This window comes from Spirosoma gilvum (assembly GCF_054776815.1).
The window spans coordinates 90926-117004 of record NZ_BAAHBH010000011.1 but is presented as its reverse complement, the minus strand read 5'-3'; the positions used below and the strand labels follow the sequence as shown (position 1 = coordinate 117004).

27 protein-coding genes are annotated in these 26079 nt (G+C 48.8%); 18 read left to right on the top strand and 9 right to left on the bottom strand.

The genetic code is table 11. The annotated features are described in order from the left end of the window. Positions 1–9: 9 nt before the first annotated feature. Positions 10–642: a DUF4126 domain-containing protein gene (locus tag ACYVFD_RS26265; RefSeq protein WP_461093485.1), complete on the top strand. Its 633-nt coding sequence runs from the start codon at positions 10–12 to the stop codon at positions 640–642. Positions 643–717: 75 nt separating this feature from the next. Here ACYVFD_RS26265 and htpG read toward each other — a convergent pair whose 3' ends face one another. Further along, complete coding sequence (gene htpG / locus ACYVFD_RS26260) at positions 718–2547, bottom strand: molecular chaperone HtpG (protein WP_461093484.1); 1830 nt, start codon at positions 2545–2547, stop codon at positions 718–720. A 160-nt stretch (positions 2548–2707) separates the two neighbouring features. Here htpG and ACYVFD_RS26255 point away from each other — a divergent pair, with 160 nt between their 5' ends. Both ACYVFD_RS26255 and ACYVFD_RS26250 read left to right on the top strand, forming a co-directional pair. Further along, a complete protein-coding gene (locus ACYVFD_RS26255) occupies positions 2708–3076 on the top strand; it encodes a hypothetical protein (protein WP_461093483.1) in 369 nt (122 codons plus the stop codon). A gap of 44 nt (positions 3077–3120) precedes the next feature. Continuing rightward, positions 3121–3426: a rhodanese-like domain-containing protein gene (locus ACYVFD_RS26250; protein ID WP_461093482.1), complete on the top strand. Its 306-nt coding sequence runs from the start codon at positions 3121–3123 to the stop codon at positions 3424–3426. A 71-nt stretch (positions 3427–3497) separates the two neighbouring features. Here ACYVFD_RS26250 and ACYVFD_RS26245 read toward each other — a convergent pair whose 3' ends face one another. The 3 genes from ACYVFD_RS26245 to rplS form a co-directional block, all read right to left on the bottom strand. Beyond that, positions 3498–4427 (bottom strand): bestrophin family protein, encoded by a 930-nt coding sequence (locus ACYVFD_RS26245; protein WP_461093481.1) that lies wholly within the window; start codon positions 4425–4427, stop codon positions 3498–3500. A 57-nt stretch (positions 4428–4484) separates the two neighbouring features. Further along, positions 4485–5261 (bottom strand): diaminopimelate epimerase, encoded by a 777-nt coding sequence (gene dapF / locus ACYVFD_RS26240; protein ID WP_461093480.1) that lies wholly within the window; start codon positions 5259–5261, stop codon positions 4485–4487. A gap of 75 nt (positions 5262–5336) precedes the next feature. Further along, entirely contained in the window at positions 5337–5708 is a 372-nt protein-coding gene (rplS, locus tag ACYVFD_RS26235) for a 50S ribosomal protein L19 (RefSeq protein WP_020595539.1), read from the bottom strand. 113 nt (positions 5709–5821) lie between these two features. On the opposite strand from rplS, the gene ACYVFD_RS26230 reads away from it, so the two are divergent. Together ACYVFD_RS26230 and ACYVFD_RS26225 are read left to right on the top strand one after the other, a co-directional pair. Then, positions 5822–7339, top strand: coding sequence for an NAD(P)H-hydrate dehydratase (locus ACYVFD_RS26230; RefSeq protein ID WP_461093479.1), 1518 nt, complete (start codon positions 5822–5824; stop codon positions 7337–7339). A gap of 208 nt (positions 7340–7547) precedes the next feature. After that, positions 7548–7700: a hypothetical protein gene (locus ACYVFD_RS26225; RefSeq protein ID WP_461093478.1), complete on the top strand. Its 153-nt coding sequence runs from the start codon at positions 7548–7550 to the stop codon at positions 7698–7700. Positions 7701–7815: 115 nt separating this feature from the next. Here ACYVFD_RS26225 and feoB read toward each other — a convergent pair whose 3' ends face one another. After that, positions 7816–9930 carry a ferrous iron transport protein B gene (feoB, locus tag ACYVFD_RS26220; protein ID WP_461093477.1) on the bottom strand — a complete coding sequence of 705 codons (2115 nt, stop codon included), beginning with the start codon at positions 9928–9930 and terminating at the stop codon, positions 7816–7818. 63 nt (positions 9931–9993) lie between these two features. Beyond that, positions 9994–10218, bottom strand: coding sequence for a FeoA family protein (locus ACYVFD_RS26215; RefSeq protein ID WP_080057212.1), 225 nt, complete (start codon positions 10216–10218; stop codon positions 9994–9996). A gap of 204 nt (positions 10219–10422) precedes the next feature. Between ACYVFD_RS26215 and ACYVFD_RS26210 the strand changes: the two genes are divergently transcribed. From ACYVFD_RS26210 to ACYVFD_RS26200, 3 genes are all read left to right on the top strand, one after another. Next, complete coding sequence (locus ACYVFD_RS26210; protein ID WP_461093475.1) at positions 10423–11757, top strand: hypothetical protein; 1335 nt, start codon at positions 10423–10425, stop codon at positions 11755–11757. A gap of 39 nt (positions 11758–11796) precedes the next feature. After that, on the top strand, positions 11797–13578 hold the full coding sequence (locus ACYVFD_RS26205) for an ABC transporter ATP-binding protein (protein WP_461093474.1): 1782 nt from the start codon (positions 11797–11799) through the stop codon (positions 13576–13578). A gap of 140 nt (positions 13579–13718) precedes the next feature. Then, positions 13719–14564 (top strand): serine/threonine-protein kinase, encoded by an 846-nt coding sequence (locus ACYVFD_RS26200; protein WP_461093473.1) that lies wholly within the window; start codon positions 13719–13721, stop codon positions 14562–14564. A gap of 127 nt (positions 14565–14691) precedes the next feature. Here ACYVFD_RS26200 and ACYVFD_RS26195 read toward each other — a convergent pair whose 3' ends face one another. Next, complete coding sequence (locus tag ACYVFD_RS26195; protein WP_461093472.1) at positions 14692–15465, bottom strand: sulfite exporter TauE/SafE family protein; 774 nt, start codon at positions 15463–15465, stop codon at positions 14692–14694. A gap of 127 nt (positions 15466–15592) precedes the next feature. On the opposite strand from ACYVFD_RS26195, the gene ACYVFD_RS26190 reads away from it, so the two are divergent. From ACYVFD_RS26190 to ACYVFD_RS26160, 7 genes are all read left to right on the top strand, one after another. Next, positions 15593–16267 (top strand): heme exporter protein CcmB, encoded by a 675-nt coding sequence (locus ACYVFD_RS26190; protein ID WP_461093471.1) that lies wholly within the window; start codon positions 15593–15595, stop codon positions 16265–16267. A 66-nt stretch (positions 16268–16333) separates the two neighbouring features. Then, on the top strand, positions 16334–16993 hold the full coding sequence (ccsA, locus tag ACYVFD_RS26185) for a cytochrome c biogenesis protein CcsA (RefSeq protein WP_461093470.1): 660 nt from the start codon (positions 16334–16336) through the stop codon (positions 16991–16993). A gap of 66 nt (positions 16994–17059) precedes the next feature. Beyond that, on the top strand, positions 17060–17317 hold the full coding sequence (locus ACYVFD_RS26180; protein ID WP_461093469.1) for a CcmD family protein: 258 nt from the start codon (positions 17060–17062) through the stop codon (positions 17315–17317). 47 nt (positions 17318–17364) lie between these two features. After that, positions 17365–17805: a cytochrome c maturation protein CcmE domain-containing protein gene (locus ACYVFD_RS26175; RefSeq protein ID WP_461093468.1), complete on the top strand. Its 441-nt coding sequence runs from the start codon at positions 17365–17367 to the stop codon at positions 17803–17805. 92 nt (positions 17806–17897) lie between these two features. Continuing rightward, the gene (ccsA, locus tag ACYVFD_RS26170; protein ID WP_461093467.1) at positions 17898–20561 is read left to right on the top strand and encodes a cytochrome c biogenesis protein CcsA; all 2664 of its coding nucleotides are present in this window, start codon (positions 17898–17900) and stop codon (positions 20559–20561) included. A gap of 75 nt (positions 20562–20636) precedes the next feature. Next, positions 20637–20870 carry a hypothetical protein gene (locus ACYVFD_RS26165; protein WP_461093466.1) on the top strand — a complete coding sequence of 78 codons (234 nt, stop codon included), beginning with the start codon at positions 20637–20639 and terminating at the stop codon, positions 20868–20870. A gap of 84 nt (positions 20871–20954) precedes the next feature. Then, positions 20955–22235, top strand: coding sequence for a hemolysin family protein (locus ACYVFD_RS26160; protein WP_461093465.1), 1281 nt, complete (start codon positions 20955–20957; stop codon positions 22233–22235). Between the two features lie 63 nt (positions 22236–22298). Here ACYVFD_RS26160 and ACYVFD_RS26155 read toward each other — a convergent pair whose 3' ends face one another. Further along, the gene (locus ACYVFD_RS26155; protein ID WP_461093464.1) at positions 22299–22850 is read right to left on the bottom strand and encodes a cupin domain-containing protein; all 552 of its coding nucleotides are present in this window, start codon (positions 22848–22850) and stop codon (positions 22299–22301) included. Positions 22851–22869: 19 nt separating this feature from the next. After that, entirely contained in the window at positions 22870–23613 is a 744-nt protein-coding gene (locus tag ACYVFD_RS26150) for a carboxypeptidase-like regulatory domain-containing protein (protein ID WP_461093463.1), read from the bottom strand. Between the two features lie 287 nt (positions 23614–23900). Between ACYVFD_RS26150 and pyrE the strand changes: the two genes are divergently transcribed. From pyrE to ACYVFD_RS26135, 3 genes are all read left to right on the top strand, one after another. Further along, a complete protein-coding gene (pyrE, locus tag ACYVFD_RS26145) occupies positions 23901–24539 on the top strand; it encodes an orotate phosphoribosyltransferase (RefSeq protein WP_461093462.1) in 639 nt (212 codons plus the stop codon). A 93-nt stretch (positions 24540–24632) separates the two neighbouring features. Then, the gene (locus ACYVFD_RS26140) at positions 24633–25082 is read left to right on the top strand and encodes a (4Fe-4S)-binding protein (RefSeq protein WP_461093461.1); all 450 of its coding nucleotides are present in this window, start codon (positions 24633–24635) and stop codon (positions 25080–25082) included. A 38-nt stretch (positions 25083–25120) separates the two neighbouring features. After that, entirely contained in the window at positions 25121–26056 is a 936-nt protein-coding gene (locus ACYVFD_RS26135; protein WP_461093460.1) for a hypothetical protein, read from the top strand. Positions 26057–26079 lie beyond the last annotated feature (23 nt).

Below are 26079 nucleotides of genomic sequence, written 5' to 3'. Positions count from 1 at the left end.
CCTTTTCCTATGTCCCTCGAATGGATCATGAGCGCCTGTATTGGCGTTGGTTTGGCGGCTTGTTGTGGTTTTCGGGTCTTTGTTCCGCTACTGATTGCCAGTATTGGCACAAAGTTTGGGCTTGTTGGCACCGTACATGGCTTTGAGTGGATCGGCCAGTGGCCTGCCTTACTCGGCTTGACCGTAGCTACCGTGTTTGAAATAGGAGCCTATTATATTCCCTGGCTCGACAATGCCCTCGACACCCTCGCAACGCCCACATCGATCATTGCTGGCACGCTGCTTAGTACGTCATTTTTGCACATCGACAATCCAGTGCTGCACTGGGGACTTGGCCTGATGCTTGGCGGTAGTTCGGCCGGTATTATTCAGGCTGGAACCAGCTTACTCCGTCTTGGCTCTACGGCTACTACGGGGGGTGTTGCCAATCCGTTGGTGGCAACGGGTGAGAATGTAGCCTCTGTGGGACTATCATTATTCACGATCTTCCTGCCCCTTATTGCCATTGTTCTTATTGGCGTCGTGTTGCTGTTTGTGCTTGGCCGGTTAATTGCGCGTCGTAAAATATGGCTTACGCGTCCTGCTAAACAGGGTAGTAACTCAATTACCAAGATGCCTCGCAGTAGTAACGGACGGGTATAAACTAGTTTAGGGTTTATCGGTAGCTGACGCTTCATTGGCCACCGGTAAACCCTAAACTGTAAATTACCGACTGTATTACAAACCAGCTACAGTACGTTTCACAAACGCAGTCAGTTCAGCGCCTGTGAGCATATTTTGCGACAGTAGCGCCAGATCATAGACCTGTTTCACCAGTGCTTTCTGGGCATCGGCATCGGTCTCTGCCAATATCCTCGAGGTAATCGGATGGTTTGCATTCACAACGACATTATAGGTCACCGGCAGGTTTCCGTAGAACGACTGTTCGCCCGACAGAGCCGCCATATCTTTCATACGACGCATAAATTCGGGGAAGGTAATCGTAACCGGCAGTTCATCAACGGGCTGGGCTTCGACACTCACATTGAGCATTTTATTGTTCAGCACCTCATCGAACGTTTCCTTTAATTTCGTCTGATCGGCTTCCGACAGAACACTTTCGTTGTTCAATCCTTTGTCGATCAGTTTGTCGAGCGTATCGGCATCCACGCGTTGGAAATGAACTTTTTCGAGTTTCTGCTCCAGCGCATTGATGAAGTGTGCATCGATCACGTTGTCCAATTGCAGCACATCATAGCCCCGACGTGTAGCCGACTCAACGTAGGCATGCTGTTGCTTGGTATCGGTCGTGTACAGCATCACCAACGTTCCGTTCTTGTCGGTCTGGTTAGCCTGAATTTTCTCCCGATATTCGTCCAGGGTGGCATACGCACCTTCTGTATTCTTCAGCAGAACGAACGACTTGGCTTTGTCCCAGAACTTATCGTCGCTTAGAATACCATATTTGATAAACAGGCCAATGTCATCGAATTTCTCCTCGAACGCTGTCCGGTCGTTATTGAACAACTCGTTCAGCTTATCAGCGACTTTACGCGTGATATAACCGTTGATTTTCTTCACATTGGCATCGGCCTGAAGGAAGCTTCGCGACACGTTGAGCGGAATATCCGGCGAGTCGATAACGCCGTGCAGCATCATCAGGAAGTCGGGCACCACGTCCTTCACCTCATCGGTAATAAACACCTGACGGCTGTAGAGCTGGATTTTTTCGCGCTGGAACCGCAGTTCGTTCTTGATTCGTGGGAAGTACAGAATCCCGGTCAGGTTGAACGGATAGTCGACATTCAAATGAATCCAGAATAGGGGTTCTTCGCTCATTGGGTACAATTCGCGGTAGAACGATTTGTAATCCTCGTCGGTCAGTTCCGAAGGTGATTTTGTCCAGATCGGAGCCGTGTTGTTGACAACTTTTTCGTCGAACTCAACTGAAATAGGCAGGAATCGGGCGTATTTATCCAGAATGCCCTGCAACCGGCCTTTACTCAAAAACTCTTCCGAATCGGGGGCAATGTGCAGGATGATGTCGGTGCCACGTTCAGCCCGTTCGGCAGGGGTCAGTTCAAACTCGGTTGAGCCATCGCATACCCAGCGAGCCGCTTCAGACCCGTCGCGGTATGATTTGGTAACGATCTCAACTTTCTCCGCCACCATAAAGGCCGAATAAAACCCTAATCCAAAATGGCCGATGATTTGCCCTTTGTCGTCGGTTTTATCTTTGTATTTTTCCAGGAAATCCGTCGCCCCAGAGAACGCAATCTGGTTGATATACTTTTTGATTTCATCGGCCGTCATACCGATACCGTTATCGCTGACGGTGATGGTTTTGGCTTCTTCATCCAGCGAGACCGTCACTTTCAAATCGCCCAGTTCACCGCCAAATTCACCAAATGACGCCAACTGACGCAGTTTTTGGGTTGCATCAACGGCGTTGGAAACAAGCTCGCGCAGGAAAATTTCGTGGTCGGAATAAAGGAATTTCTTGATAATCGGGAAGATATTCTCTGTATGTATTGAAATCTGCCCTTTCTCGCTTTGTACGGCTTCCATAAATAGATAGTTAGCTATGAATATGGTCTTATAATCTAGCTGCCCAATCTTCAAATCCTGTTCCAGTCTGGCCAACTCTGACAGATTGACAGATTTTACAGACTATGTTGCAACGCTTTCCGACTTTATGGAATCCATTCTGTAGTCACACGAACGTTTTATGAAAGTCGTTACCTTCTTGCTACTCCTTCTTTTCTTTAGCTGTCGTTCAGATGATACCCCACCGGAACCTGAACGCATTGAGACAGCCGATCTCTACGAAAATCAACTGTTTGTTGACGGCTGTGATAGCCACGTTCGTATCTATAGTTATTCCTCCCAGGCAACAGCCAGTTGGTTTAAGCCAAGTTTGGCTACTCAATTTATTCTCGATAAAGCCCTGAAAGATCTCCCTGCCAACCCAACTTCATCGGATCGTGCGGCCATCGTCCGTTTTATCGAAACAGGGAAGCAGGTTGAGCTAGAATGTGGCTGGGGAAACCGCTATAAAGTGAGCGAAATACACCTTTTGTTGATCAAGAAACTATAGACAGCTTCGGAACAGCTCAGGAATATTGATTGTTAAGCCGGTATATGGGTACACATGCCTACACCGACATTACCTTATCTGACCTGGAGACATTGCGTCATCAACCCAACACTGTTGTACTAGACGTTCGTGATGAGTGGGAGTTTGATGAATTCAATATCGGCGGGCTAAACATTCCTCTTCCCGATATACGCGCCCGCAAAGCGGAGTTGCTCCCGTACGATTCACTCATTGTGATCTGTACAAACGGTGTTCGCAGCCGGGTAGCTGCCAAAGACCTACTGCGTCAACCCGAACTTCAGAACAAAACCATTTATCACCTGCACGGAGGAATCATTGAGGATGTATGAGTAAGATGTATAATGTATAAACAGACTGCCTTTCCTACATCATACATTATACATTATACATTATACATTCTTTACGTCATGATCGTAAAGCCAGGGCGGGCTGCCTGCTTTTCAACGTGCGGTAAATAAATCTGTAGAATATCATGCACGTTTACCCGAATCAATTGACTTAACTGATTCAGGGGCAAATCGTTACGCTCTAACCCGAAGGGTTCTTCAATTTCTTCGCCGATCATTTCCAGTCCAACCAGAATGTATGACGTAAGCAGTACAGCCGGAATGGTTAGGTAACCATATACAGCTACAACCGTAAACGGCAGCAGCAAGACATACAGCATAATAAATAGCTTGATGAACAGCATGTACGAAAACGGAATGGGCGTACTTTTGATCCGTTCACAAACACCACACACATCCATTAGCGTAGTCAAGTGCTGATTCACATTGATATGTTGAGACTCCGACAGATGCCCTTCCCGATAGAGCGCTTCGGTTTTCACCCAAAGTTGATTAGAAACACCAGCCGGTTTGTGATCAAAATTGCTTATATCCCATCGTTCCCCTTCTTCAACCACATCCAATTCACTCATTCCTGGAATTTCCCGCAGATGATTCTTGAGCGCAAATGGAAAGTTGGAAATAGCTTTTGCAAAGAATGCACGGCTCTCAGAATCCCCTTCCGGCAAAACGGCGTTGAAAAATATAGCCAGGTTCCGGCAGTTATTCACCAGCGTACCCCAGGCCTGCCTCCCTTCGTAAAACCGGTCATAAGCCGTGTTGGTACGAAAAATGAGCAGTAAGCTCAACAGAATCCCCATGGCACTCAGAAATGGCCCTGGTGTGTCTTTTAAAATTAGGTCCGTGTAGTGCATCTCGCCAATCGTAACAATAGTTACATAGATTGCTACAATCACGAGTCGGCGCAGCAACGCTTTGGCCGTTGGGCCTGTATGAAAATGCCAGATGGAGGAAAGTAACCCTTTGTTTTTATAGAGAATCATTAAGTTGGTGTTCGTACGTATGTGTCAGGACAACGACTTACTTAACTACGTATACCTCTAAACAGTTATGATTCCGGTAAAAACACGTTTGGCTGGGCCAATCAAATAAATATTCTCAAACTGCATTGATCCCTTCGGATTAAACGACACCCGTAGATTCCCACCCAATGTCCGAATAGATACCGGACTAGTCATACCTAACTGCTGGTGCGCTACTAAAGCAACGGCTGTTACACCCGTTCCACACGAGTACGTTTCATCCTCTACCCCGCGCTCATACGTTCTGACAAACAATGTATTGCCGTCAATCACCTGCGCAAAGTTGACGTTGGTACCGCCGGGCTGAAAGCGGGAATCATACCGAATAGCACGTCCTTCTGCCACAACATCGAGCGACTCCAGATCATCGACAAACCGAACAACGTGTGGAGAACCTGTATTCAGGAAGGTTAACCCGCCCCGGTCTTCAATGCCCGATACATTGCTCATTTTCAAAGAAATTTCTTCTTCGCTGACGGCTCTGTGCTCCCCATCGACTGCCAGGAAGCGAGTTTCCTTTTCGAATACGCCAAGGTCGTTTGCAAACCGGACAATACACCGTCCACCGTTGCCACACATACTCCCTTCGGCTCCATCGGCATTGAAGTAAACCATCCGAAAGTCGTATTCAGGGTCATTCTGAAGCAGAATAAGCCCATCGGCCCCAACACCGAACCGCCGGTGGCAGATACGCTCGACCAACGCCTGGTCAGTAGCCGGGAAAGTCTGATTCCGGTCATCGATCATCACGAAGTCGTTGCCGGTACCCTGGTATTTATAAAAATCGAACGTCATGGCATCAAGTTTTAATCATAAAAAAAGCCACCCTTGCAGGCAGCTTTTGATCTTTTAGGCAAACAAAACAGGAAATTAAGCTGCCACTGCTTTAGGCTTGCGCTCTTTCACACGAGCCGCCTTACCTTGACGACCGCGCAGATAGAACAACCGAGCCCGACGAACTTTACCCAACCGAACAACTTCGATTTTGTCGATATTGGGTGACAGCAGTGGGAAAATACGCTCAACGCCTACGCCATTCGATACTTTGCGGACGGTGAATGTTTCGCCACCGCTGCTTGGGTTCCGGCGTTGAATAACCGTACCCGTAAATACCTGAATGCGTTCTTTATTTCCTTCGCGGATTTTAACGTGTACGTTCACCGTATCACCCGCCCGGAATGTGGGCAACTCGGTGCGACGCTGCGCGTTGTCTGCCTCCACTAATTTGATTAAGTCGCTCATGACTGTATATAATCGCCAGATAAGTATTTGCGAATTGAGCCGCAAAGATAGTGAAAATCTTGGTTGCAGAAAATACTTTTGTAAAATTACGCTGTGTTTGTGACACCGATCTTATGAAAATTCTCAATGTTGACCAAATCCGAGCCCTCGATCAATCCACTATTGAACATGAACCGATTGCCCCCATCAATCTCATGGAACGGGCATCGCTTGCCTTTGTCGACTGGTTTGCTCATCGGTTTTCGGATACCACACCCACCAAACTATTCTGTGGATTAGGCAATAATGGCGGAGATGGATTGGCCATTGCCCGGTTGCTTCTGGAACGTAATTACCCCATTGAGGTGTACGTAGTTCGCTATGCACCACGCGAGTCGGATGATTTTATGCACAATCATCGTCGGCTCAAATTACTCGTCGAAACCATCCATTACATTGAACGAACGCAGGATATTCCAGCCTTACGGCATAACGAAGTCATTATCGACGCTATCCTTGGCTCAGGATTATCACGACCGACAGAGGGCATCGTTAAGAGCGTTGTTGAGTCTATTAATCGTTCACCAGCTACGGTTGTTGCTGTCGATATTGCCAGTGGACTGTTTGCCGATCAACCCAATGACTCAACGGATACGATTATTGAGCCCGATTATACCATCACGTTTCAGTTGCCCAAACTAGCATTTATGCTTCCGTCGAATGGCCGATTTGTAGGCGACTGGCACATCGTCGACATCCGGCTTCGCAAACGCTATATCGATCTGGCGCCAACGCCTTACTATTTCACCCAGCCTCAGGATGCCCGCCTGCTGCTTCGCAAGCGGGATCGCTACTCGAATAAAGGGTCGTTCGGGCATGCGTTGCTTGTGGTGGGCAGTTATGGAAAAATTGGGGCCGCTGTGCTGGCAGCAAAAGCCTGTCTGCGTTCTGGAGTTGGTCTATTGACTGTTCAGATTCCACGCTGTGGGTATGATGTGTTGCAAACGGCAGTGCCCGAAGCTATGTGCCGCCCCGACGGGGGCGCTAATGTCCTGACAGGCACCCTTGACCGGGGCATTAGCGAGATTGGTAGCCTGACACCTGCCGACTACGCTACAGTTGGTATTGGACCCGGTATTGGCAAAGCACCTGAAACGCTGGACATGCTCAAAGGGCTCTTAAAAACGCTGAAAAAGCCAATCGTTCTGGATGCAGATGCCCTGAACCTGATCTCCGAAAATCGGGAATTGCTCAAATACATTCCGCAGAACAGCATTCTAACTCCTCATCCGAAGGAGTTTGAGCGATTGACCCAAAAGTGGGAAAACGACTATCAGAAACTGGACATTCTGCGGGATTTCGCCAAAAAACACCGGATTGTAGTCGTCTTAAAAGGAGCCTTCTCGGCCATTGCCACACCCGATGGCGACATTCATTTCAACTCGACAGGTAATCCAGGTTTAAGCACCGGTGGTACAGGCGATGTGCTGACTGGGGTTCTAACGGCGTTGCTGGCTCAAAACTACGATTCGGTAGAAGCCGCTGTTTTAGGGGTTTTTGCGCATGGACTGGCTGGTGACCGGGTAGCCGAGCAACGCGGCCCTATCGGCATGACCGCTTCGGATGTGATTGATGCTCTCCGCTGGGAATAATTAAAAAACTGATAAAACTATACATAAGCCGTTACTTTATGCAGCCAGTGGTGTCTTATGAACCAACTGCCGCTGCCAGCCTCTGTAACGTCGATCGGTGATTGTCAGAACAGGTAGTTATACGCAGTAAAAAACGGGGTTTTTGCGGTGTTTTTAGAATTAGCAAGCTCCCAACTTTGTACCACTATAACTTCACACTGACACACCAGTGAAACAGCTAACTCATCGGGGTAGTCGCCCCACACGAAAAGATCGTCTTGGTTTCGACCACACAACTGCTTTAGGGAGCCTTACAGTTGCCCTATTGATCTACATTATTTACCATGTCTACCCGCTCATTGCGAATGGGGTACTTTGGTAGCTAGTTTAAAGTATCAGGTTTCAAGTTAGCTGACGCGAAAGCTACTAGGCGTCAGTTAACTTGAAACCTGATACTTTAAACCTGAAATATTAACCGGTTACCAAAGTAAACCGTTTTATTTCAAAAACTGATAAGTTGCAAAAGCAGCCACGTACGCCAGACTCATCATATAAACTAGCTGAACAGCAGGCCATTTCCAGCTTTTGGTTTCCCGTTGGGTAGCGGCCAGTGTGCTCATGCACATCATGGCAAACACATAAAAAATCAGCAACGACCAGGCTAGCGCAGGTGTATACATCGGCCCGCCTGTTTTCGGATTACGCTCCTGCTGTAGGCGCTCACGGATGGTAACTCCTTCGTCGTCAGCTCCATCACCAATACTATAGATCGTAGACATTGTTCCGACAAAGACCTCGCGGGCAGCAAACGAACTCAAGAGGGCAATACCGATTTTCCAGTCGTAGCCAAGTGGTCTGATAACCGGCTCGATAAAATGTCCAAAGACGCCAGCATAGGAAGCCTCGAGTCGTTCGGAAGCTATTCGGTTCTGTAGCTGATCAGCCGCCAGGGTTGAATCGTTTTGCCGAACGCGTGCTTCGACCTGATCCATAGAATCGCCCGGTCCGTAGCTGGCCAGTACCCATAGAACAATTGAAATGGCCAGAATGACCCGACCGGCTTCCCAAACAAACGACCGAACACTTTCCCAGACCGTAAGTCCAACGTGATTCCAACGGGGAAGCTTAAACGTCGGCAGTTCCATGATGAAATAGCTGCGTTCTTTGGTGCGAAGAAATAACTTCAGAACGTAAGCCGCCAGTAATGCGCTCAACAGCCCCAGCAGGTATAAGGCCATCAACGCCAGTCCCTGCAAATTAAAAATACCCAGCACGCGTCGACTCGGAACCACCAGGGCTATCAGAATGGTATAGATCGGTAACCGGGCGGAGCAGCTCATCAACGGTGTGACCAGAATGGTAATCAGTCGGTCGCGCCGGGTGCCAATACTGCGCGTGGCCATAATAGCGGGAACCGCACAGGCCACGCCCGAAATCAGGGGGACTACACTGCGACCATTCAGGCCGAACTTCCGCATGATCCGGTCCATGATGACCATCACCCGCGACATATAACCTGATTCTTCAAGCAGCGATACCAGTAGAAACAAAAAAGCGATCTGTGGAATAAAAACCAGAATCCCGCCAACTCCAGCCAACACACCGTCGGTCAGGAGATCCGTCAGCGGTCCGGCCGGCATACTTTCTTTTAACTGCCCATTCAGCCAGGCCACACCCGCATCAATAGCATCCATAAACGGTTGCGCCCAGGCGAAAATAGCCTGAAAGATCAGGAGCAGGATAAATCCGAAAATGGCGTACCCCCAAATAGGATGCAACAATACCCGGTCCAGTTTCTGACTCCAGGTTGGCTGCCCAATTGGCCGCTGGTTAGTCATTGTTTCGGTAACAATGGCCGCAATGCGTTTATACCTCGTTATGGTTTCGCCTGCCTGAAACGTTTGCTCATTGAACTGATGCTTCTCGATGATGGCATCCAGCCCGATCTGCTGTTGGCGGGTCAGAAACGTAAAACCGTCGTGTTGAATAATATATTGTAGTGCCAGGTAATTGTTCTCAAGCCCATATTGCCCTTTCGTATCAGCAATCAGGTCTCGGGCTTCATCAGCAGGGTCGAAAAATAATTTGCCGGGTAAGGTTGGCTCTTCAATCTGACCAGTAACTGCTTTTTTTAGTTGCTCAAGCCCTTCGCCTGTTCGGGCGTTGATCCGTACAACGGGTACACCCAATCGCATGGCCAGCTTAACGGCATTGACCTCCTTGGATTGCTTCTGGGCGACATCCAGCATATTCAGCGCCAGAATGACCGGCACCCCCAGATCGGCGACCTGGGTAAAGAGTAATAAATTTCGGTGTAGGTTTGACGCATCGACTACAACAATCGCTACATCAGGATAATCAGCATGAGCAGGGTTAGCCAGAATATCCGTAACCAGCTGTTCGTCTAACGACTTTGGATAGATTGAGTAAACGCCGGGAAGGTCAACAACAGTGGCAACCGTTTGTGAATCGAGCGACCAGGTTCCAAATTTTTTATCAACCGTAACTCCTGGGAAATTCCCAGTTTTTTGACGAAGGCCGGTTAGTTGGTTAAATAAGGAAGATTTTCCGGCATTGGGGTTGCCAACCAGGGCGATTACGGGGGAACTCAACTCGGTACAGTTTGTAGGCTATGTGGCAGGGTGAGGATAAGGCTCACCCAATGACCATAGACTTTAGTCAACAAAAATGGTAGCAGCTTCCGATTTACGTAGCGCCAGGCAATAGCCCGATACATCCAGACAGATTGGATCGCCAAGCGGAGCTTTCCCACATAAACATACCTCGGCACCGGGTAAACAGCCCATTTCGAGCAGTTTAAGCGACATCACCTGGTTTCCGAACGACTGAATGGTGGCACGTTCGCCAATTTTCAAATCAGCAACACTACGCTTACTCATGGTGGGTACTGCTAATGTTTATTTAGATTCAGTTTAATTAACGCAAGATTACAACGGAAAGTTGTAGAATGCAAGGAACGGACTTACAAAATCCATATAGTCCCAATTTATAGGTTTTCCTATACCCCAAATGTAGGGGTTTGTAGATGGTTCGTCAATGAGCGGGATATGACCTTTGTCATGTCGTTAATCATCAAAAATCATATGCAACACGCTCTGCCTACCCCCGCTGCTCACGCATTCACCAGCGTTGACTCGAAATCCGAAGACGAAGGTTTCTTCACTGTCCTGTACGAAATTATTCGTCGGCACCCCGTCCTGTTTACGGTGTTGTTCATGATTCCCTTTGTGGCTTTGTTGATATCGCTGGGTTTCAAGTGGTTCTACGTCTTCAACGATTCAACCCATTATCTGTCTAATTTTCAGGTTAATCCCAAAACGGGTGCCTGGTCAGATCAGCAAATGTACTTCAGCCCTGGCATTGACCGCTACATTCGCGAGCTTGACATCGCCGGTCTGCTGGGTGGTATCGTCGGGATTTTTATCGGTCTGTTCGTAACGGTTTCAACCGAGAAAGCGAACCGGCAGAAAGAGAAGCTCAATCAGCAGGAAATGGAGCATATAAAAACCCAAACCAACCTGCTGGTTCAGGCAACGCAGTCGCTCAATACGCTCATGGTCGACGTCAGTGGGAAAGTCAACGAGAAAGTCCAGTTGATGGAAGGCGCTGACGAACTGCTGGCAGGTATTGGCAAGGTTGTCGAGTCGGCCCAATCGCAGGGAAATGATTTGCTGGTACTATCCAACACGGCTCGTATTGAAGGCATTGCTCCGTACCGGATGGAATATGTCGCCAAGCACGCTAATCTAAAACCCCACGAACTGCGCAACGCCACGCAATTCGATTACGCCCGCAAAGCCGAAGCCCTCCAGCGCGACCGCACCGATATTGAAAACAAACTGAAAGGAGCGGCCCTCTATTTGCAAAATATGGGAAGCGACGCCCATGTGGAGTTCGTCACCCTCAACGATCAGAACGAAGGGGCTACGCATGCTTTCCTGAAATACCTCGGCAAAGTGGTTAACGAACATATTTCGGTTGAAGCATACCGGCCCGGCAGCAACGCTGTTCTGAACAGCCGGGAAGACGTACCCCATCACAACCGCTTTCTGGTAGCCTCGTCGGCGGAAGATACTGCCGACCCCAAGGGCTTACTGGTCAGTCAATTATACAAAGATCACTCGCAGGCCATTCAGGAAATGCAGGAACTGGGTATTCGGGTTTCGAAGGTTAATAAAACGCTGCCCGTTCAACTGTTCATCAGCGCTCCCCGCGAAAACAAACCGGGCATTTTTCGTGGGCTTTGTGTCTGCATTCTGGGTAGCGGCTCCAGTGCCAGCGGCCGGGCTACCAAGCTGACTGCCTTCCTGACCGAAGACCCGCACATCGTAGCCTCTATGACCGAACTCTTCTACGATTATCAGACCGATGGCCGGATGAATACACAGGAGTTTGTGGGCCACATCTCGATGAAATAATCCAGCTACTACGGATCGACTTTAACCTCAGCTACGCTCATGTCTACCTGGTTACTCATTCAAAAACTCTGGCCTTTCATCCGTTCCTACCGGGGTAGCCTGGTGCTGGCCCTACTCCTGACAACCGTCGGGGCACTGTTGGCTCAGGTTACTCCCCTGGTAATGGAATACACGGTCAACACCGTACAGGGGCTACTGAAACGCTCGATCGACAAAGGCGAAGTAACCTGGGTAGTAGGCACGCTGGTAGCAATCTTACTCACCAAAGAACTACTGAGCCTGCTGGTCCAGCTCGGTCAGAAATTCCTGAGTGATCGCATCCGCTTTCGAATGGCCGCCGACCTCTACGACTATACCATTCGCCGGATTGTTTCCTACCACTTATCGTTCTTTGCACTCAACCAGAATCAAACCGGTAAGCTCGAAAAGCGGATCGATAAAGGCATCGAAAACCTGACCAAAACCGTCAAAAACCTGTTTGTCGATATAGTACCCATGCTGGCCAATGCTGTTTTTGCGCTGGTGCTGATCTACAACAAGAATATTGGGGTTGGGCTTGTGGCTACGCTGGTGCTACCCGTATATGCGTACATCAGTCGGGAACAAACCAACCGCCAGAAGCAGATTCGACGAAATATACAGGAGGTTCGGGAAAACAAGGCCAACTCGCTGTTCGGGTTGCTGGAGTCTATTTTCGTCGTAAAATCCTTTGTCCGGGAAGGCTATGAGCAGCAACGTCAGCACGACATCAACCGGAACTTGTGCGAAAACGAAATCCGCCACCACCGTACCAATTATCTGTTTGATGGTCTCAAGAGCGTGGCCGAACAGGTTGGCATCGTGCTCGTCTTTGTGGTCACCATTTATTTTGTGTTGAACCGCCAAATGACCGTTGGGGCCATTCTGTTGCACATTATGCTGTTCAATAACGTGTCGGCTCCGGTTCGGCATCTGCACCGGATCTACGACGAATACACCGAAGCTTTGGTCTATGCGGAAGGTTTCTTCGATATGATCGAGAACAACGCTTACCTCCCTCAAACGGGTTCACTCACTACCTCAACCTGGAAAGGACATTTTTCGCTGCAAAACGTGGATTTTGTCTATCCCAATGGCAAACTGGCACTTCGCAACGTTACGATTGATCTGGAACCTGGAAAAGTTACGGCTCTGGTTGGGCTTTCTGGGGCAGGGAAAAGTTCAGCGCTCAATCTGCTGGCCGGCTTCTACGGACCCACCCATGGGCAGGTGTTACTGGATGGACAACCGCTTTCGGCCTATGACAGCGAGTTTGTACGGGAGAACGTCGGGCTAGTGCTCCAGAAGAATCACATTTTTGCCGGGACGATCGAAGAAAACATCCGATACGGTCGTTTGGAAGCCACAAATGATGAGGTGATAGAAGCCGCCCGGAAAGCCTGTCTGCATGAACAGGTACTCAAATTACCTAATGGATATAAAACCGAAGCCCGGTCATTGTCGGGTGGACAGCAGCAACGCATTGCCATTGCCCGACTGTTTCTGAAAAACCCACCGGTTCTGCTCCTCGACGAACCGACTGCCAGTCTGGATGCTATTACGACCGAACAAATCAAGGAAAGCCTGGATGCGATCAAGAAAGATCGTACAGTACTGATCATCTCTCACAACATCAGCCAGATTATGGATGCCGACAAAATCTATGTACTGGAAGAAGGCGAAGTGATTGGCCAGGGGAATCATGAATCACTCTACCAGGTAAAAGGGCTCTATCGGGATATCATCGACTCGAACGCTCGCACATTAAATATTAGCCGGTTAGCTGCTACAGTGCTGGGCTAAAAAGTTTATCCGTTCACAGTTTAGAGTCTTCTGTTGACCACAGCAAAAGTCGACTTCATAAAAGAGACTGTTGAGTAGACAGTTTGCCTGCGCCAGCCAACAGAAGACTCTAAACTGTGAACAGCAAACTAAAAAATACCATGAATCAGACTATTCGAGGATATACGTTAGTACAGTGGCTCGGCTCGGGTGGTATGGGCGAGGTGTATCAGGCCATTCACGATACCACACAGCGTACCGTCGCGATTAAGCTATTAAGTCGACTGGAACAGGCCGAGCGGTTTCGGAACGAAGCGGCTTTACAGGCATCCGTTCGTCATCCACACGTTGCCTTAATCTATGAGTTTTTTGTCGATGGGCAACTTCCCTGTCTGGTCATGGAATATGTAGAAGGGCCAACAATTCAGCAGGTTCTCCGTCGAAATGGCCCCCTATCAGAACATGTTGCCTGGAAGGTACTGGGTCAGATCGCATCTGCGCTGGATTATCTGCACAGCCGGGATATTGTTCACCGTGATTTGAAAGCTGGCAATATAAAACTCACTAAAGAAGGCACACCAAAGTTGTTGGACTTCGGACTAGCCCGGCAGGCCAACACCCCTCGTCTAACCCGCCAGGGGCATGTGGTTGGAACGATGGCGTCGATGGCCCCCGAGCAGTTTTCGGGAGCGAGCAATGCCGCTTCCGACTGCTGGGCGCTTGGCGTCCTGTTCTATGAAATGCTGACTGGCTATACTCCTTTTGGAGGAAGCACAGAATCTGAGATTGGGCGTCTGATCCAGAAAGCTGATTACCTTTCACCGGTCAAATTAAACCCCAGCCTATCTAAAGCCAGTGAACGTCTGATCCATAAACTCCTCACCGTATCGCCCGACCGCCGGTTGACCGCTTTACAAGTGCTGGAAATCATACAGGACCCATCCCGGCTGGATGTTCCCGACTGGATTGAACCGATGCAAAAGTGGTGGAAGAAGATTAAGCCATAACTAGTCAGGGGTAGCGAAGAATGGTCAAAGGTGGTCAAGAGTGGTCAGGTGTAGTCAGGAATAGTTAGGGATTTTTCCGAAACCGAACCATTCTTGACTATACCTGACCACTCTTGACCACCTTTGACTATACTTGACCAAATAAATCCCAGGCAAAACGTAGAATGGTAGCGGCTATCACAAGCAAGAAAAATATGCGGATGAATTGGTTACCTTTCAGAATTGCCAGTCGAGCTCCCAGAAACGCGCCAGTAAGATTTGCCACCGCCATTGGCATAGCTGCTGCATACAGAATAAAGCCTTTTTGCGCAAAAAATAAGACACAGGCCAGATTGGTCGATGCATTCACCAGCTTGGCATGCGCACTCGCTTTCAGAAAATCGAATCCGATCAGCGCAATGAAGCCTAGTACCAGAAAACTTCCCGTACCGGGCCCAAAGAATCCATCGTAGAAGCCGATAATCACTCCCATCGCCCACATACGGATGCGTTGTTGGCGTTCTGTAACCACGCCCTGGGGCACCTGCCCAAAGTCTTTTTTGGTAAACGTGTAGATGAAAACAGCGATCAGGATAACCAAGGCCAATGGTTTCATAAAGCTGTTGGGCACCCGCGTCAGGGTCATGGCACCCAGCCACGAAGCCCCAAAGGCTATGGCCATCATCGGCCCAATAAATCGACCAGCTACAGCAGCTACCCGTCGACTATACTGAAACGCTCCCATCAGGCTACCCGATAAGGAAGGTATTTTCGTTGTACCAATCAGCGTGGGGACAGGATATTGAGGAAGCGTAAACAAAATGGCAGGGGTTTGAATCAGCCCTCCTCCTCCAATGATTGCATCAATAAAACCAGCCAGAAACGAGAAAAAGCAAAGCGTACCGATTGAACTGTAATCCATGCATGAACGAATGAACCGCAAAGATCACCATTTGAAATAGATTATTAGGCACTTCAAACCTTTTCTCCTAATCTCTTTTCCTGCTTTCCTTCGCCTACTGTACCTTTGTAGGATTAATTAGCACAAGATGGCAGAATCGATCAGGCAGATGGGCGCGTTGATGCGGAAGGAATTTCTGCTCGAGTGGCGGCAGCGCTACGCACTCAATGGTATGCTGCTTTATATTGTGAGCGCCGTATTTGTCTGTTATTTGAGCTTTAATGCCCGGCGCGGTCAGCTGACACCCATTGTCTGGAATACGTTGTTCTGGATTATTCTGCTGTTCACGGCCATCAACGCCATTGCGAAAAGCTTTGTACAGGAACGGGCGAGTCGGCAGCTCTACTACTACACGCTTGCAAGCCCCCAGCAGATCATTCTCTCAAAAATTCTGTACAATACCATTCTGATGCTGGTATTGGCTTTTCTGGGATTTGGTGTCTATGCGTTTGTGATGGGCAATCCGGTCGCCGACGTACCTTTGTATTTGTTAGCGTTGCTGCTGGGAGCTATTGGGTTTGCCTCGTCGCTGACGCTGGTATCCGGTATTGCGAGTAAAGCCGAAAATCCGGCTACATTGATGGCCGTGATGAGTTTTCCGATTATTCTACCGCTGTTGTTGACGCTGCTAAAAATTGCCAAAAATGCCCTCGACGGGCTCGACCGGAGTGTAAGCTGGAGTGAAGTGGTTACGGTCGTGGCGATCGACGCCATTGTGTTGACCGTATCGTGGTTATTATTTCCGTTTTTATGGCGGAGTTGAGTAACGCGGACATCCTGTCCGCATAGAAAAAATGCTAAATGCGGACAGGATGTCCGCGTTACCGATATGAACAAAAACTGGTGGAAGGCCCTGGCCGTCCTGATTCTGACCTACGTAATTTTACAAGGTATGCTGGGAGTCGTTCCCCGGCAACCGATCCTGAACGAGAGTATTCGGAATGTCTATTTCCACGTTCCGCTCTGGTTTGGCATGATTACCTTACTACTGACATCGGCGATCTACTCTATCCGTTACCTCCGCAACGGCCGGTTCGACGATGATATTATTGCCGTTGAATTTGCCAACACAGCCATCGTTTTTGGCATTTTAGGTTGTGCAACCGGGTCCATATGGGCCAATTTCACCTGGGGAGAGCCCTGGCCTAATGACCCGAAACTTAACTGCATTGCAGTGGGTATGCTCATGTATCTGGCCTATCTGATCCTACGCGGCTCGTTCGATGATGAGCAACGTCGGGCCCGTATTTCGGCGGTCTACAACATCTTTGCCTTTGCGGTTTTTGTTCCCCTGATTTTCGTAGTGCCGCGCTTAACCGACTCGTTGCATCCGGGCAATGGTGGCAACCCGGCTTTCGGCAAATATGACATGGATAATCGGCTTCGGATGGTGTTTTATCCGGCCATTATCGGATTTACCCTACTGGGCGTCTGGATTACCGAATTGCGTATTCGCTACCGGCGAATAAAAGCGGCTTTAGATGAGTAAACTCATTTACTGTTCTGAATGATTCGGTGTATTTTTGTGTTATTTTTCTAACTATTTCGTACTCAAATGCGATTGTCATTTTTACGAAAAGCACCCCTGGCCGCTTTTCTGTTACTTAGTCAGCATCTATTTGCCCAGCAACCCGTTGCCGATGGTGTCGAAATGGCGGATCGCCTTCGGGCCGACGGCAAAATTTGGGTAGTAGTTGCAGTCATTGCCGCTGTATTTGCTGGCATCGTCATCTATCTGGTTCGACTGGATAGCCAGATCAGTAAACTGGAGAAGGACGTGAAGAAAAAATCTTCGTCCGTAGTTAGTCGTTAAGCCATCTACCTAATCAGGCAAAACCACAGTTAACAAGTACTAATTATATGAAAATCTCTCACATTATCGGCATTATCGTGATCGCCATCGCAATTGGCGTGATTGCCAGCACGGCAGGTGACGCCAGTGTATACACTACCTTCGGTAAGGCCGAACAAATGGCGCATGACGGTGACGACAACATGATTCACGTAGTCGGTAAATTGAAAAAGAACACGAACGGGCAAATTGCCGATATGTTTTACAACCCGGCTATCGATCCCAATCATTTTGAGTTTACGCTGGTCGATAAAGATAACCGGGCTCAGAAGGTGATTTATAACAGTCCCAAGCCGCAGGATTTCGACCGTTCCGAGCAAGTAGTTGTTATTGGCGCCATGCAGGGTGATCATTTTCAGTGTAAGAAAATTCTGCTGAAGTGTCCGTCGAAATACCAGAACAACAAGCTCGAAACGACTGAACACGAAGCAAAAACGGCACAACTATAAAAAGAGTGAAAGAGCGAATGAGTGAAAGAGCTGAAAAAAATCCGGCATCAGTTCACTCATTCGCTCTTTCGCTCTTTCACTCTTTTTAAGTTATGATACACACAACCGTCGGGAACCTCGGCCACTTTTTCGTTATCCTGTCCTTTGTCACGGCTTTGGTGGCAACGGTAGGGTATTTTTTGTCAGCCCTTGGACGAACCTCTACCGTTCAGCCTAAAGCTGTCGAGGAGCCTCAGTTAGCCTATGCGGGCGAGTCCACGCCGGGCGAATCCAATTTTGGTGGTAAAACGGCAAAACGGAAAGCGAAGCCACCCGTTCAGACTACAGAACCTCCGGCTCGTGACGATTGGAAGAAGCTAGCGCGCTGGACATTCTACATTCACGGTGCTGCTGTTGTGGGGGTTGCGGCCTGCCTGTTCTACATCATCTTTAATCATTATTTCGAATATCACTACGCCTGGAGCCACTCCTCGCGAGCGCTGCCGGTCAAGTACATGATTGCTTGTTTCTGGGAAAGCCAGGAAGGGTCGTTTCTGCTCTGGCTCTTCTGGAATGCGGTGCTGGGTGCTGTATTGATTCGTACGGCCGGGTCGAAGTGGGAAGCCCCTATGATGACCATTTTTGCGCTGGTGCAGGCATTTCTGGCGTCTATGATTCTGGGCGTTGTGTTTGGCGATTCGTTCAAAATTGGCTCATCGCCCTTCCTGCTGCTCCAGGATGCCATGCCCGATGCCCCGATCTTTGCGACCGACCCTAATTTTATCCCGAAAGATGGTAACGGCCTAAATCCATTACTCCAGAACTATTGGATGGTCATTCACCCGCCAACTTTGTTTCTGGGTTTTGCCTTAACGCTGGTTCCGTTTGCGTTCTGCGTAGCAGGTCTTTGGCGAAATCAACCCTCTGAGTGGATTCGGCCAGCTTTGCCCTGGGCTCTCTTCGGCGCTATGATCTTGGGCGTTGGTATCATGATGGGTGGTTACTGGGCTTATGAAACGCTGAACTTTGGCGGTTACTGGAACTGGGATCCCGTCGAAAATGCGGTGTATGTTCCCTGGCTAGTGATGATTGCCTCCATTCATGGTATGCTGATTGGCAAACGCAGTTCCACCGGCCTCAAAACAGCTATCATCCTGGCCATCAGCACATTCCTGCTGGTGCTTTATGCTACTTTCCTGACTCGCAGTGGTATTCTGGGGAACGCATCGGTTCACTCCTTTACTGATTTAGGGCTATCGGGTCAATTATTGATCTACCTACTGGTGTTTGTTGCCGTCTCAATTGTGTTGGCTACTGTCAAATGGAAGTACATTCCCAGCGATGAAAAGGAAGCGTCGGTCTATACCAAGGAGTTCTGGCTCTTTATGGGTGCCACCGTTCTTTGTCTGGCTGCCTTCCAGGTGATTGCCACTACGTCGATTCCGGTGTATACCAAGATCCTGGAATCGTTTGGCAAAATCTCGAATCTGGCTCTCCCGGCCGATCAGATTGCCCATTACAACAAATTTCAAATCTGGTTCTTCGTTGCGATCTGCCTGCTAACCGGCGTAGGGCAATTTATGTGGTGGCGAAAAATTGAGGCTAAAAAATGGGACGCCCTCACGACTCCCGGTATCATCACGCTGCTCATTAGCGCCGGGCTGATTGCATTCGGCTCGATGAAGAATCCGGTTTACATGGCTCTGCTGGTGGCTTCGGTCTTTGCGCTTGTTACCAACGGGACTATTCTTATCGGTATTATCCGGGGGAGTTATCGGTTTTCGGGCGGGGCCATAGCTCACATCGGTATGGCGCTGATGTTGTTAGGAATTTTGTATTCGGCAGGCTATTCTAAAGTCATTTCACTGAATAATAGCGGTTTACTTATTTCCAAGCAGGATGAGTTTACCAAAAACGATAACAAAGAAAATAAGGAGAATACCTTGCTTTGGCTAAACCAGCCCGAACGGATGGGGCCTTATCAGTTAACCTACCGGGGTCAACGCATTGAAGCCCGCGATATACCGGGTTATCTTCCCCGTAAGGATGTGATGGTCATTGAGGGTGATTTTCATGGTATTGCCCAACGGGATATTGAGCAGAACGGTAAAGTCTACTACAAAAAAGGCGATACACTGGCGCTCTATCCTGAAAATACCTATTACGAGGTCGAATACCGGGAGCCAGGTGGTAAAGTATTTAGCCTGTACCCTCGGGCTCAGGTAAACGAACGTATGGGTCTGCTGGCCTCTCCCGATATTCGTCATAAAGCCGACCGGGATATGTACACCTACGTGTCGTCGGTGCCCGACCCGAATGCCGAAAACAAGTGGGAGAAAACCGAAACCTATTCTGTAGCCATTAAAGACACGTTCTTCCTGAACGACTATGTGGCTATTCTGGACGATGTTGTGCGAACGGCTGAAGTTGACGGAATCGAAGTAGGGCCAGAGGATGCAGCCGTTCGGGCAAATGTACGTGTACTCGACAAAAACGGTGTGCATGTACTTACACCGGCTTTCGTGATCAAAAATCGGATGGTGGCCCATCCAGCCGAAGTAAGCGATGAGCTTGGTGTACGCATCCAGCTCAACGAAATTGATCCGCGCTCTGGTAAATTTACGTTTGCCGTTAACCGAACCCAGCGCGACTATGTTGTCATGAAAGCGGTTGAAAAACCACTCATCAATATCCTCTGGATCGGCACACTGGTGGTCGTTCTTGGTCTAAGCATTTCGACTGTCCGTCGATATCGGGAATTCAAAAAAAGTCGTTAGCCGAAAGTCAGCAGGAGTCAGTATCTAGTTCAACTGACTAACAACTGCTGGCTAGCGACTATTGACTAGTTCATCATGAAGCTAAAACTTTCTGAGATTTTACTCCTGTCGGCGGCTGCCGGTTTCCTTATTCTCTGGATTGCCGAGTATCAGCGGACAACCTTTGCCGAAAGCTATTGGTTACTCATGTTATGCCTGGGCTTTCTGCTGGCTTTTCAGTATTTTAAAAACAAACGACTCGAACGAGAAAAAGCCGTCTCTCCTACCATTAAACAAATGATAGACGAACGGAAGAAGAAAAAGAAATGACGAAAGTCAATGATGAATTATGAATGATGAGTTGGCTATTCAGGTAAGCGTTTATCATTCATAATTCATCATTTTTTATCGCCTATGGAATCATACGCCCTTTTGTTTGGTGCTTTACTTGCTCTGGTGCTGGCCGGTTTTTTTTCGGCCGTCGAAATGGCGTATGTATCGGTGAACCGGCTCTATTTTGAACTCCACAGCAAACAGGGGCCGCTGGGCGAGAAATTAGTATCGGGCTTCCTGAAAAATCCTATTCTATTCATTGGGACAACGCTAACGGGAAACACCCTTTTTCTGGTTCTGTATACCGTGTTAGGGGTCATGGCGCTGAACCCTTTACTGATGCTCGTACTCCCCCCAGCCTGGACGACGCACGAGTTTATCATCATTGTCGTTGAGACCCTACTCCTCACCATTATTTTCCTGCCGTTTGCCGATTACATTCCTAAAAGCCTGGCCCTGATCCATCCCGACCGCTTTCTGGAAGGTTTAGCTGTTCCTTTATGGATCATCTATAAGGCCATTGCCCCTGTTGTTCGGGTACTGGTCGGAACTGCCCGCTTTTTTATTCGATATATACTCGGAAAACGAAATCCCGAAATTCGGCCGGTTTTTGGCTTAACCGACCTGAACCAATACCTTCAGCAACTGAACCAAAAAGCCGACGCGGAGAAAGATGTCGAGGTCGATACCGAAATCTTTAACAACGCCATTGAGTTTCGGGATGTGCGCGTCCGCGACTGCCTGGTCCCTCGTACTGAAATTGCGGCAATTGCTGTCGACGATTCGGTTGAAGAGCTTCGGCAGGCGTTTCAGGAGAGCGGTCATTCAAAAATTGTGGTTTACCGCGATACAATCGACGACGTAATCGGGTACTGCCACGCACTGGCGCTATTCAAAAAGCCAGCTACTGTTGAAGAAATCATTACACCCATCATTACGGTGCCTCAAACCATGCCTGCACAGGATTTACTACTCCGGTTTCTGTCGGAGCGGAAAAGCCTGGCTTTGGTAGTCGATGAATTTGGAGGAACGGCGGGCATTGTCAGCGTAGAGGATATGGTCGAGCAGATTTTCGGCGAAATCCAGGACGAATACGATACCAATGAAGATTGGGTTGAACAGCAAATCGACGACCGAACCTGGCTACTAAGCGCCCGCCATGAAATCGACAGCCTGAACGAAACTTATGGCTGGAACATCCCCGAAGGCAGCTACGATACGCTGGGCGGGCTAATTCTGGCTACTCACGAAGATGTTCCACAAGTGGGCGAGGTAATCGAATTGTCGCCCTTTACGTTTACCATTGTCTCGATGGATGGCACTCGAATCGATACGGTTAAAGTCCATTTGAGACCCGAATAATATCCGACTTAAGTAGTTAGTCGCACTAATTAAACTGCCTGTCAGATTATAAAGGGGTATTCGCTAATCGATATATCGTTTATACGTTGGCCGAAAGCCAAACAGGTAGGCCAGGGGTGTTAACGCGGTAAACACTGCCTTCTGAACCGCAAATGGAGGCTTCGGGAGCCGATAAACAGTAGAAAATCGATTTAATAGAAGAACGGCCTGCAAAACGGTCGGTACCCCATCGTCATTAGTTTTACCCTCGTTTGCCAAGCCCGTTGCTGTTTCTAAAAAATACTCTGTTAACAAGGCTGGCCGAACCTGCCAGTTTACCACTGCCTTTTGGTCGCCTTCATTCCACATCGAATGCACAGTATTTTTCGGTATGCGAAAAGACTCCCCCTGTTTATAAATTGCAGGTTGACCATCGATCCGAACGGTTAATTCACCCGAAAGCACCCTAAATTCTTCAACCTGCGCTGGGTGATAATGCGGGGCAGGCTCCTTCGAGTGCGCTTTGAAGGTTGCCTCCATATCCAGCAGTTCCCCATCGGTATCTTCACTGGTTTTCAGAAAGCGAATCTCCTGTCCGGTTACTGCATTGTGGATAATTTTATTTGTGTAGGCCATAGTTATTTTGGGTGGTAGCTTATTCAGGTAATTGAACTTCCAATTCGATCCGATAACGACTAACTCCAACCAAATTGAAATTGGCAGTAGCCGAAGAAGCATACGCCTGATTCGCGTTGCGTACTCGTACCCGCATTGATTTACCCGTTGGCGCGTGACGTGCCGTGATAGTATACTGTCCTACCGGAATATCGTCTAAACCATCATCTCCACCTGCCAGAGCGCTCAATTTCTGCTTTATGGCTCGCCCTGCACTCCCATCAACCAATCGGACTGGCGACAGTGTTAGCTCAACGTCCTCCATCTCAAAATCAAAGCTGGCACGCATAACCGCTACCATCCCGCCATAATAGCCTTCATCACCAAATTCGCCTGTCCGAGTACCACTTAGTTTCCAGGTGAAATTACAGATGGCCCCGTCTGACCCAGCAAACGCTTTCGTATTATCGGGGGCAAGATCGAACTGGCAGGTTTTTCCATTGTACGTCGACTTCACCGACGCACGCATATACCAGGAGCCGGGCGTTACCTGTAGTTTGTAATTCCCGTTAGCGTCCGTTCGACCAACGATGTTGCTGTTATAAAACTGCGTGTTATTAACGACAACTTCGGCGTTGGCAATGGGATTGCCCTGGCTGTCGATAGCCCGACCACTTACCACGCCTTGTCTGGGTTGAGGGGTTTCCTCGGCTGATTTTTCAGGTTCCGTACAGGCAGTCACTTGCAGACTCACGGCCACCATGAGCATATACAACGGTTTCATGTGTAAATTAGAGTGTTAGTCGTCTTTGTTGCGTATCGACGGGAAGGTGATTTCAAATAGTCCTTATCGTCGGAACAAATTTGTGCTTTCTAACCCCCTCTATTCAATATGAGATCCGTTGAAACGGAAGATACGATAGGCGAACTACCGTCTATTGTCCGTGAAATTTATTTGCGGATTCAGTAAAAGCCTGGAGCTAAGCGAATGATAGAGCCCGAATCTAAATTGATTTGATCGAAGAGTTAAGGAGTTTGCTTACTTTTGAGTCCTTACTTTTTTATGACTCTGTGGATTCTTCACTCATTCAAAAAACGGTAGCCCAGTACTTATTGGCTGTCCAGGCCGTTCGGCTCCGCCCTACTGAACCCTTTACCTGGAGTTCAGGTTGGAAATCACCCATTTATTGCGACAACCGGATTACACTAGCCCATCCCGAGGTTCGGAGTTACATCAAAAATGCGCTGGCCGATGCTATACGCCAGCAATTCCCAACGGCTGAGGTCATTGCCGGGGTAGCAACGGCGGGTATTCCACAAGGCGTTCTCGTAGCCGATGTCCTGAACTTACCATACTGTTACGTCCGGCCTGAACCCAAAGCTCACGGTATGGGCAAGCAAATCGAAGGTCATCTGGCGGCTGGTCAACGGGTAGTCGTCATTGAAGACCTAATCTCGACCGGTGGTAGTTCGCTCAAAGTCGTTGACGCGTTACGAGCTGCCGGAGCTGAGGTGTTGGGCATGGCGGCTATCTTCACCTATGGTTTTCCGGTGGCTGACCAGAATTTTGACAACAAAGGTGTCTCTCTAGTTTGCCTAAGCAATTACGACGCACTCCTGAGCGAAGCGCAGTCTCTTAATTACATTCCGTCAGAAGCGATGGAATCACTGGCAGCGTGGCGCCAAAATCCTGCTGAATGGGGTAAATAAACACGATTTTCGGTATGCGGTTTTCGGTAGACAGACGCGGCTTCAACTGATGACTGTATACCGAAAACTGAAACCGTAAACCAATAGACCGTTATGAGCCAATCTGAACATACACCCACACCCAACATTACCAAAACCTACACCAATGGTGAGATCACGGTGGTCTGGAAACCAGCCGTCTGCATCCATTCCAAAATTTGCTGGACACAATTAGTCGAAGTGTTTAACCCCAGAAAACGGCCTTGGGTTACGATAGAAGGCGCTTCCAGCGAACGAATAGCTGAACAGATTGACCGCTGTCCGTCGAAAGCGCTCAGCTATTACCGGAATGAGGAGCCAATCAATCCCTATGATATTCAGGCTGAGAGTATTGTAGAACCGTTGCCCAATGGACCGCTTCTAGTATATGGCAATTTACGGGTGAAAGATGCCAATGGCCACGAAACACAAAAGAATAAGGTGACGGCCTTCTGTCGATGCGGAGGCAGCAGCAACAAGCCCTACTGCGACGGTACACACGTTAAAATTGGCTTTGTCGGCTGAAATAGAGAAACCTACAAATCGGTCTACTTACCATCTTTATGATTGGCAAAAAGATAGCAGAGCGGATCGGCCGACCCGATTTGATCGACATCCTGACGAACGAACTGTCGGGTTCTGAACTCACCTCGTTGTTACTGGACGTATTTGATCGAAAAGCGGCACAACTATCCCCGGCCGATCTGCTACGTGCCTACCAAAGCAATCGATTTGTTCAACCAGCCGATATTGACATTATTGGGAACCGGGCACTGGAAGATCAGGCCCTTGCGCTCTTTACTAACTATGGCTTTACGCCACTGGAGTTATCGCCCGTAGCCCCGCTCGGAAGCTGTTCGGTTGTGGCCACCGCCGATCAGAAAAAAGTTCTTTCGGCTTCCCGGCAAACCGAAGTAGTTGCGGATGCGACTAATTTGCTCGCGCTCCACATTGCCGATTGCAAACGCACTCAGTCACAGCAAACGACAGACAATCTACGGTTTAGCACCCTACATCGTCATCTTCGGACGCCACCCGTACCAAACATACCGGGCTTTCGTCCGCATTTCAAAATAGCCTGTTTCGCTACTGCCGGACGAGACACGGGCAACTACCAGTTTGAAAAAGAAGCCTTAGCCGAGCAGATCGCCATGATGACAGTTTTCTTTCGGGATACTCTCCAGGTCGATCAGTTAGTCTTTCGGCTCTATCCCCGCAATGGCTACCGTGATCCGATTTCATTTGTTACCATGCTTGGCGACTATCTGCGTCAACAACCGACCGCCGTTCCTATTGACGTAATGACCGACGGCCTGAACGGCAACAATTACTACAAAGGCCTGCAATATAAAATGGTCATTACCTTACATGGTCAGACCGTCGACATTGGTGATGGCGGTTTTGTAGACTGGACACAGCAGCTTTTACAGAACAAGAAGGAACGCCTGCTCACCTCCGGCATCGGCATTGAATTACTGTACCGACTGCTCCATCCGTGATCTTTATACCTGATTTTGTACCG

What these genes read in the sequence shown, in the direction of transcription:
- ACYVFD_RS26135 (WP_461093460.1), top strand. Translation starts at nt 25,121, where the DNA reads ATGATTGGCAAAAAGATAGCAGAGCGGATCGGCCGACCCGATTTGATC.
- ccsA (WP_461093467.1), top strand. Translation starts at nt 17,898, where the DNA reads ATGATACACACAACCGTCGGGAACCTCGGCCACTTTTTCGTTATCCTG.
- ACYVFD_RS26195 (WP_461093472.1), bottom strand. Translation starts at nt 15,465, where the DNA reads ATGGATTACAGTTCAATCGGTACGCTTTGCTTTTTCTCGTTTCTGGCT.
- ACYVFD_RS26265 (WP_461093485.1), top strand. Translation starts at nt 10, where the DNA reads ATGTCCCTCGAATGGATCATGAGCGCCTGTATTGGCGTTGGTTTGGCG.
- ACYVFD_RS26205 (WP_461093474.1), top strand. Translation starts at nt 11,797, where the DNA reads ATGTCTACCTGGTTACTCATTCAAAAACTCTGGCCTTTCATCCGTTCC.
- ACYVFD_RS26190 (WP_461093471.1), top strand. Translation starts at nt 15,593, where the DNA reads ATGGCAGAATCGATCAGGCAGATGGGCGCGTTGATGCGGAAGGAATTT.
- ACYVFD_RS26155 (WP_461093464.1), bottom strand. Translation starts at nt 22,850, where the DNA reads ATGGCCTACACAAATAAAATTATCCACAATGCAGTAACCGGACAGGAG.
- ACYVFD_RS26210 (WP_461093475.1), top strand. Translation starts at nt 10,423, where the DNA reads ATGCAACACGCTCTGCCTACCCCCGCTGCTCACGCATTCACCAGCGTT.
- ACYVFD_RS26255 (WP_461093483.1), top strand. Translation starts at nt 2,708, where the DNA reads ATGAAAGTCGTTACCTTCTTGCTACTCCTTCTTTTCTTTAGCTGTCGT.
- ACYVFD_RS26140 (WP_461093461.1), top strand. Translation starts at nt 24,633, where the DNA reads ATGAGCCAATCTGAACATACACCCACACCCAACATTACCAAAACCTAC.
- ACYVFD_RS26180 (WP_461093469.1), top strand. Translation starts at nt 17,060, where the DNA reads ATGCGATTGTCATTTTTACGAAAAGCACCCCTGGCCGCTTTTCTGTTA.
- ACYVFD_RS26215 (WP_080057212.1), bottom strand. Translation starts at nt 10,218, where the DNA reads ATGAGTAAGCGTAGTGTTGCTGATTTGAAAATTGGCGAACGTGCCACC.
- ccsA (WP_461093470.1), top strand. Translation starts at nt 16,334, where the DNA reads ATGAACAAAAACTGGTGGAAGGCCCTGGCCGTCCTGATTCTGACCTAC.
- ACYVFD_RS26165 (WP_461093466.1), top strand. Translation starts at nt 20,637, where the DNA reads ATGAAGCTAAAACTTTCTGAGATTTTACTCCTGTCGGCGGCTGCCGGT.
- ACYVFD_RS26160 (WP_461093465.1), top strand. Translation starts at nt 20,955, where the DNA reads ATGGAATCATACGCCCTTTTGTTTGGTGCTTTACTTGCTCTGGTGCTG.
- ACYVFD_RS26200 (WP_461093473.1), top strand. Translation starts at nt 13,719, where the DNA reads ATGAATCAGACTATTCGAGGATATACGTTAGTACAGTGGCTCGGCTCG.
- rplS (WP_020595539.1), bottom strand. Translation starts at nt 5,708, where the DNA reads ATGAGCGACTTAATCAAATTAGTGGAGGCAGACAACGCGCAGCGTCGC.
- ACYVFD_RS26230 (WP_461093479.1), top strand. Translation starts at nt 5,822, where the DNA reads ATGAAAATTCTCAATGTTGACCAAATCCGAGCCCTCGATCAATCCACT.
- dapF (WP_461093480.1), bottom strand. Translation starts at nt 5,261, where the DNA reads ATGACGTTCGATTTTTATAAATACCAGGGTACCGGCAACGACTTCGTG.
- ACYVFD_RS26250 (WP_461093482.1), top strand. Translation starts at nt 3,121, where the DNA reads ATGGGTACACATGCCTACACCGACATTACCTTATCTGACCTGGAGACA.
- ACYVFD_RS26175 (WP_461093468.1), top strand. Translation starts at nt 17,365, where the DNA reads ATGAAAATCTCTCACATTATCGGCATTATCGTGATCGCCATCGCAATT.
- ACYVFD_RS26150 (WP_461093463.1), bottom strand. Translation starts at nt 23,613, where the DNA reads ATGAAACCGTTGTATATGCTCATGGTGGCCGTGAGTCTGCAAGTGACT.
- ACYVFD_RS26245 (WP_461093481.1), bottom strand. Translation starts at nt 4,427, where the DNA reads ATGATTCTCTATAAAAACAAAGGGTTACTTTCCTCCATCTGGCATTTT.
- htpG (WP_461093484.1), bottom strand. Translation starts at nt 2,547, where the DNA reads ATGGAAGCCGTACAAAGCGAGAAAGGGCAGATTTCAATACATACAGAG.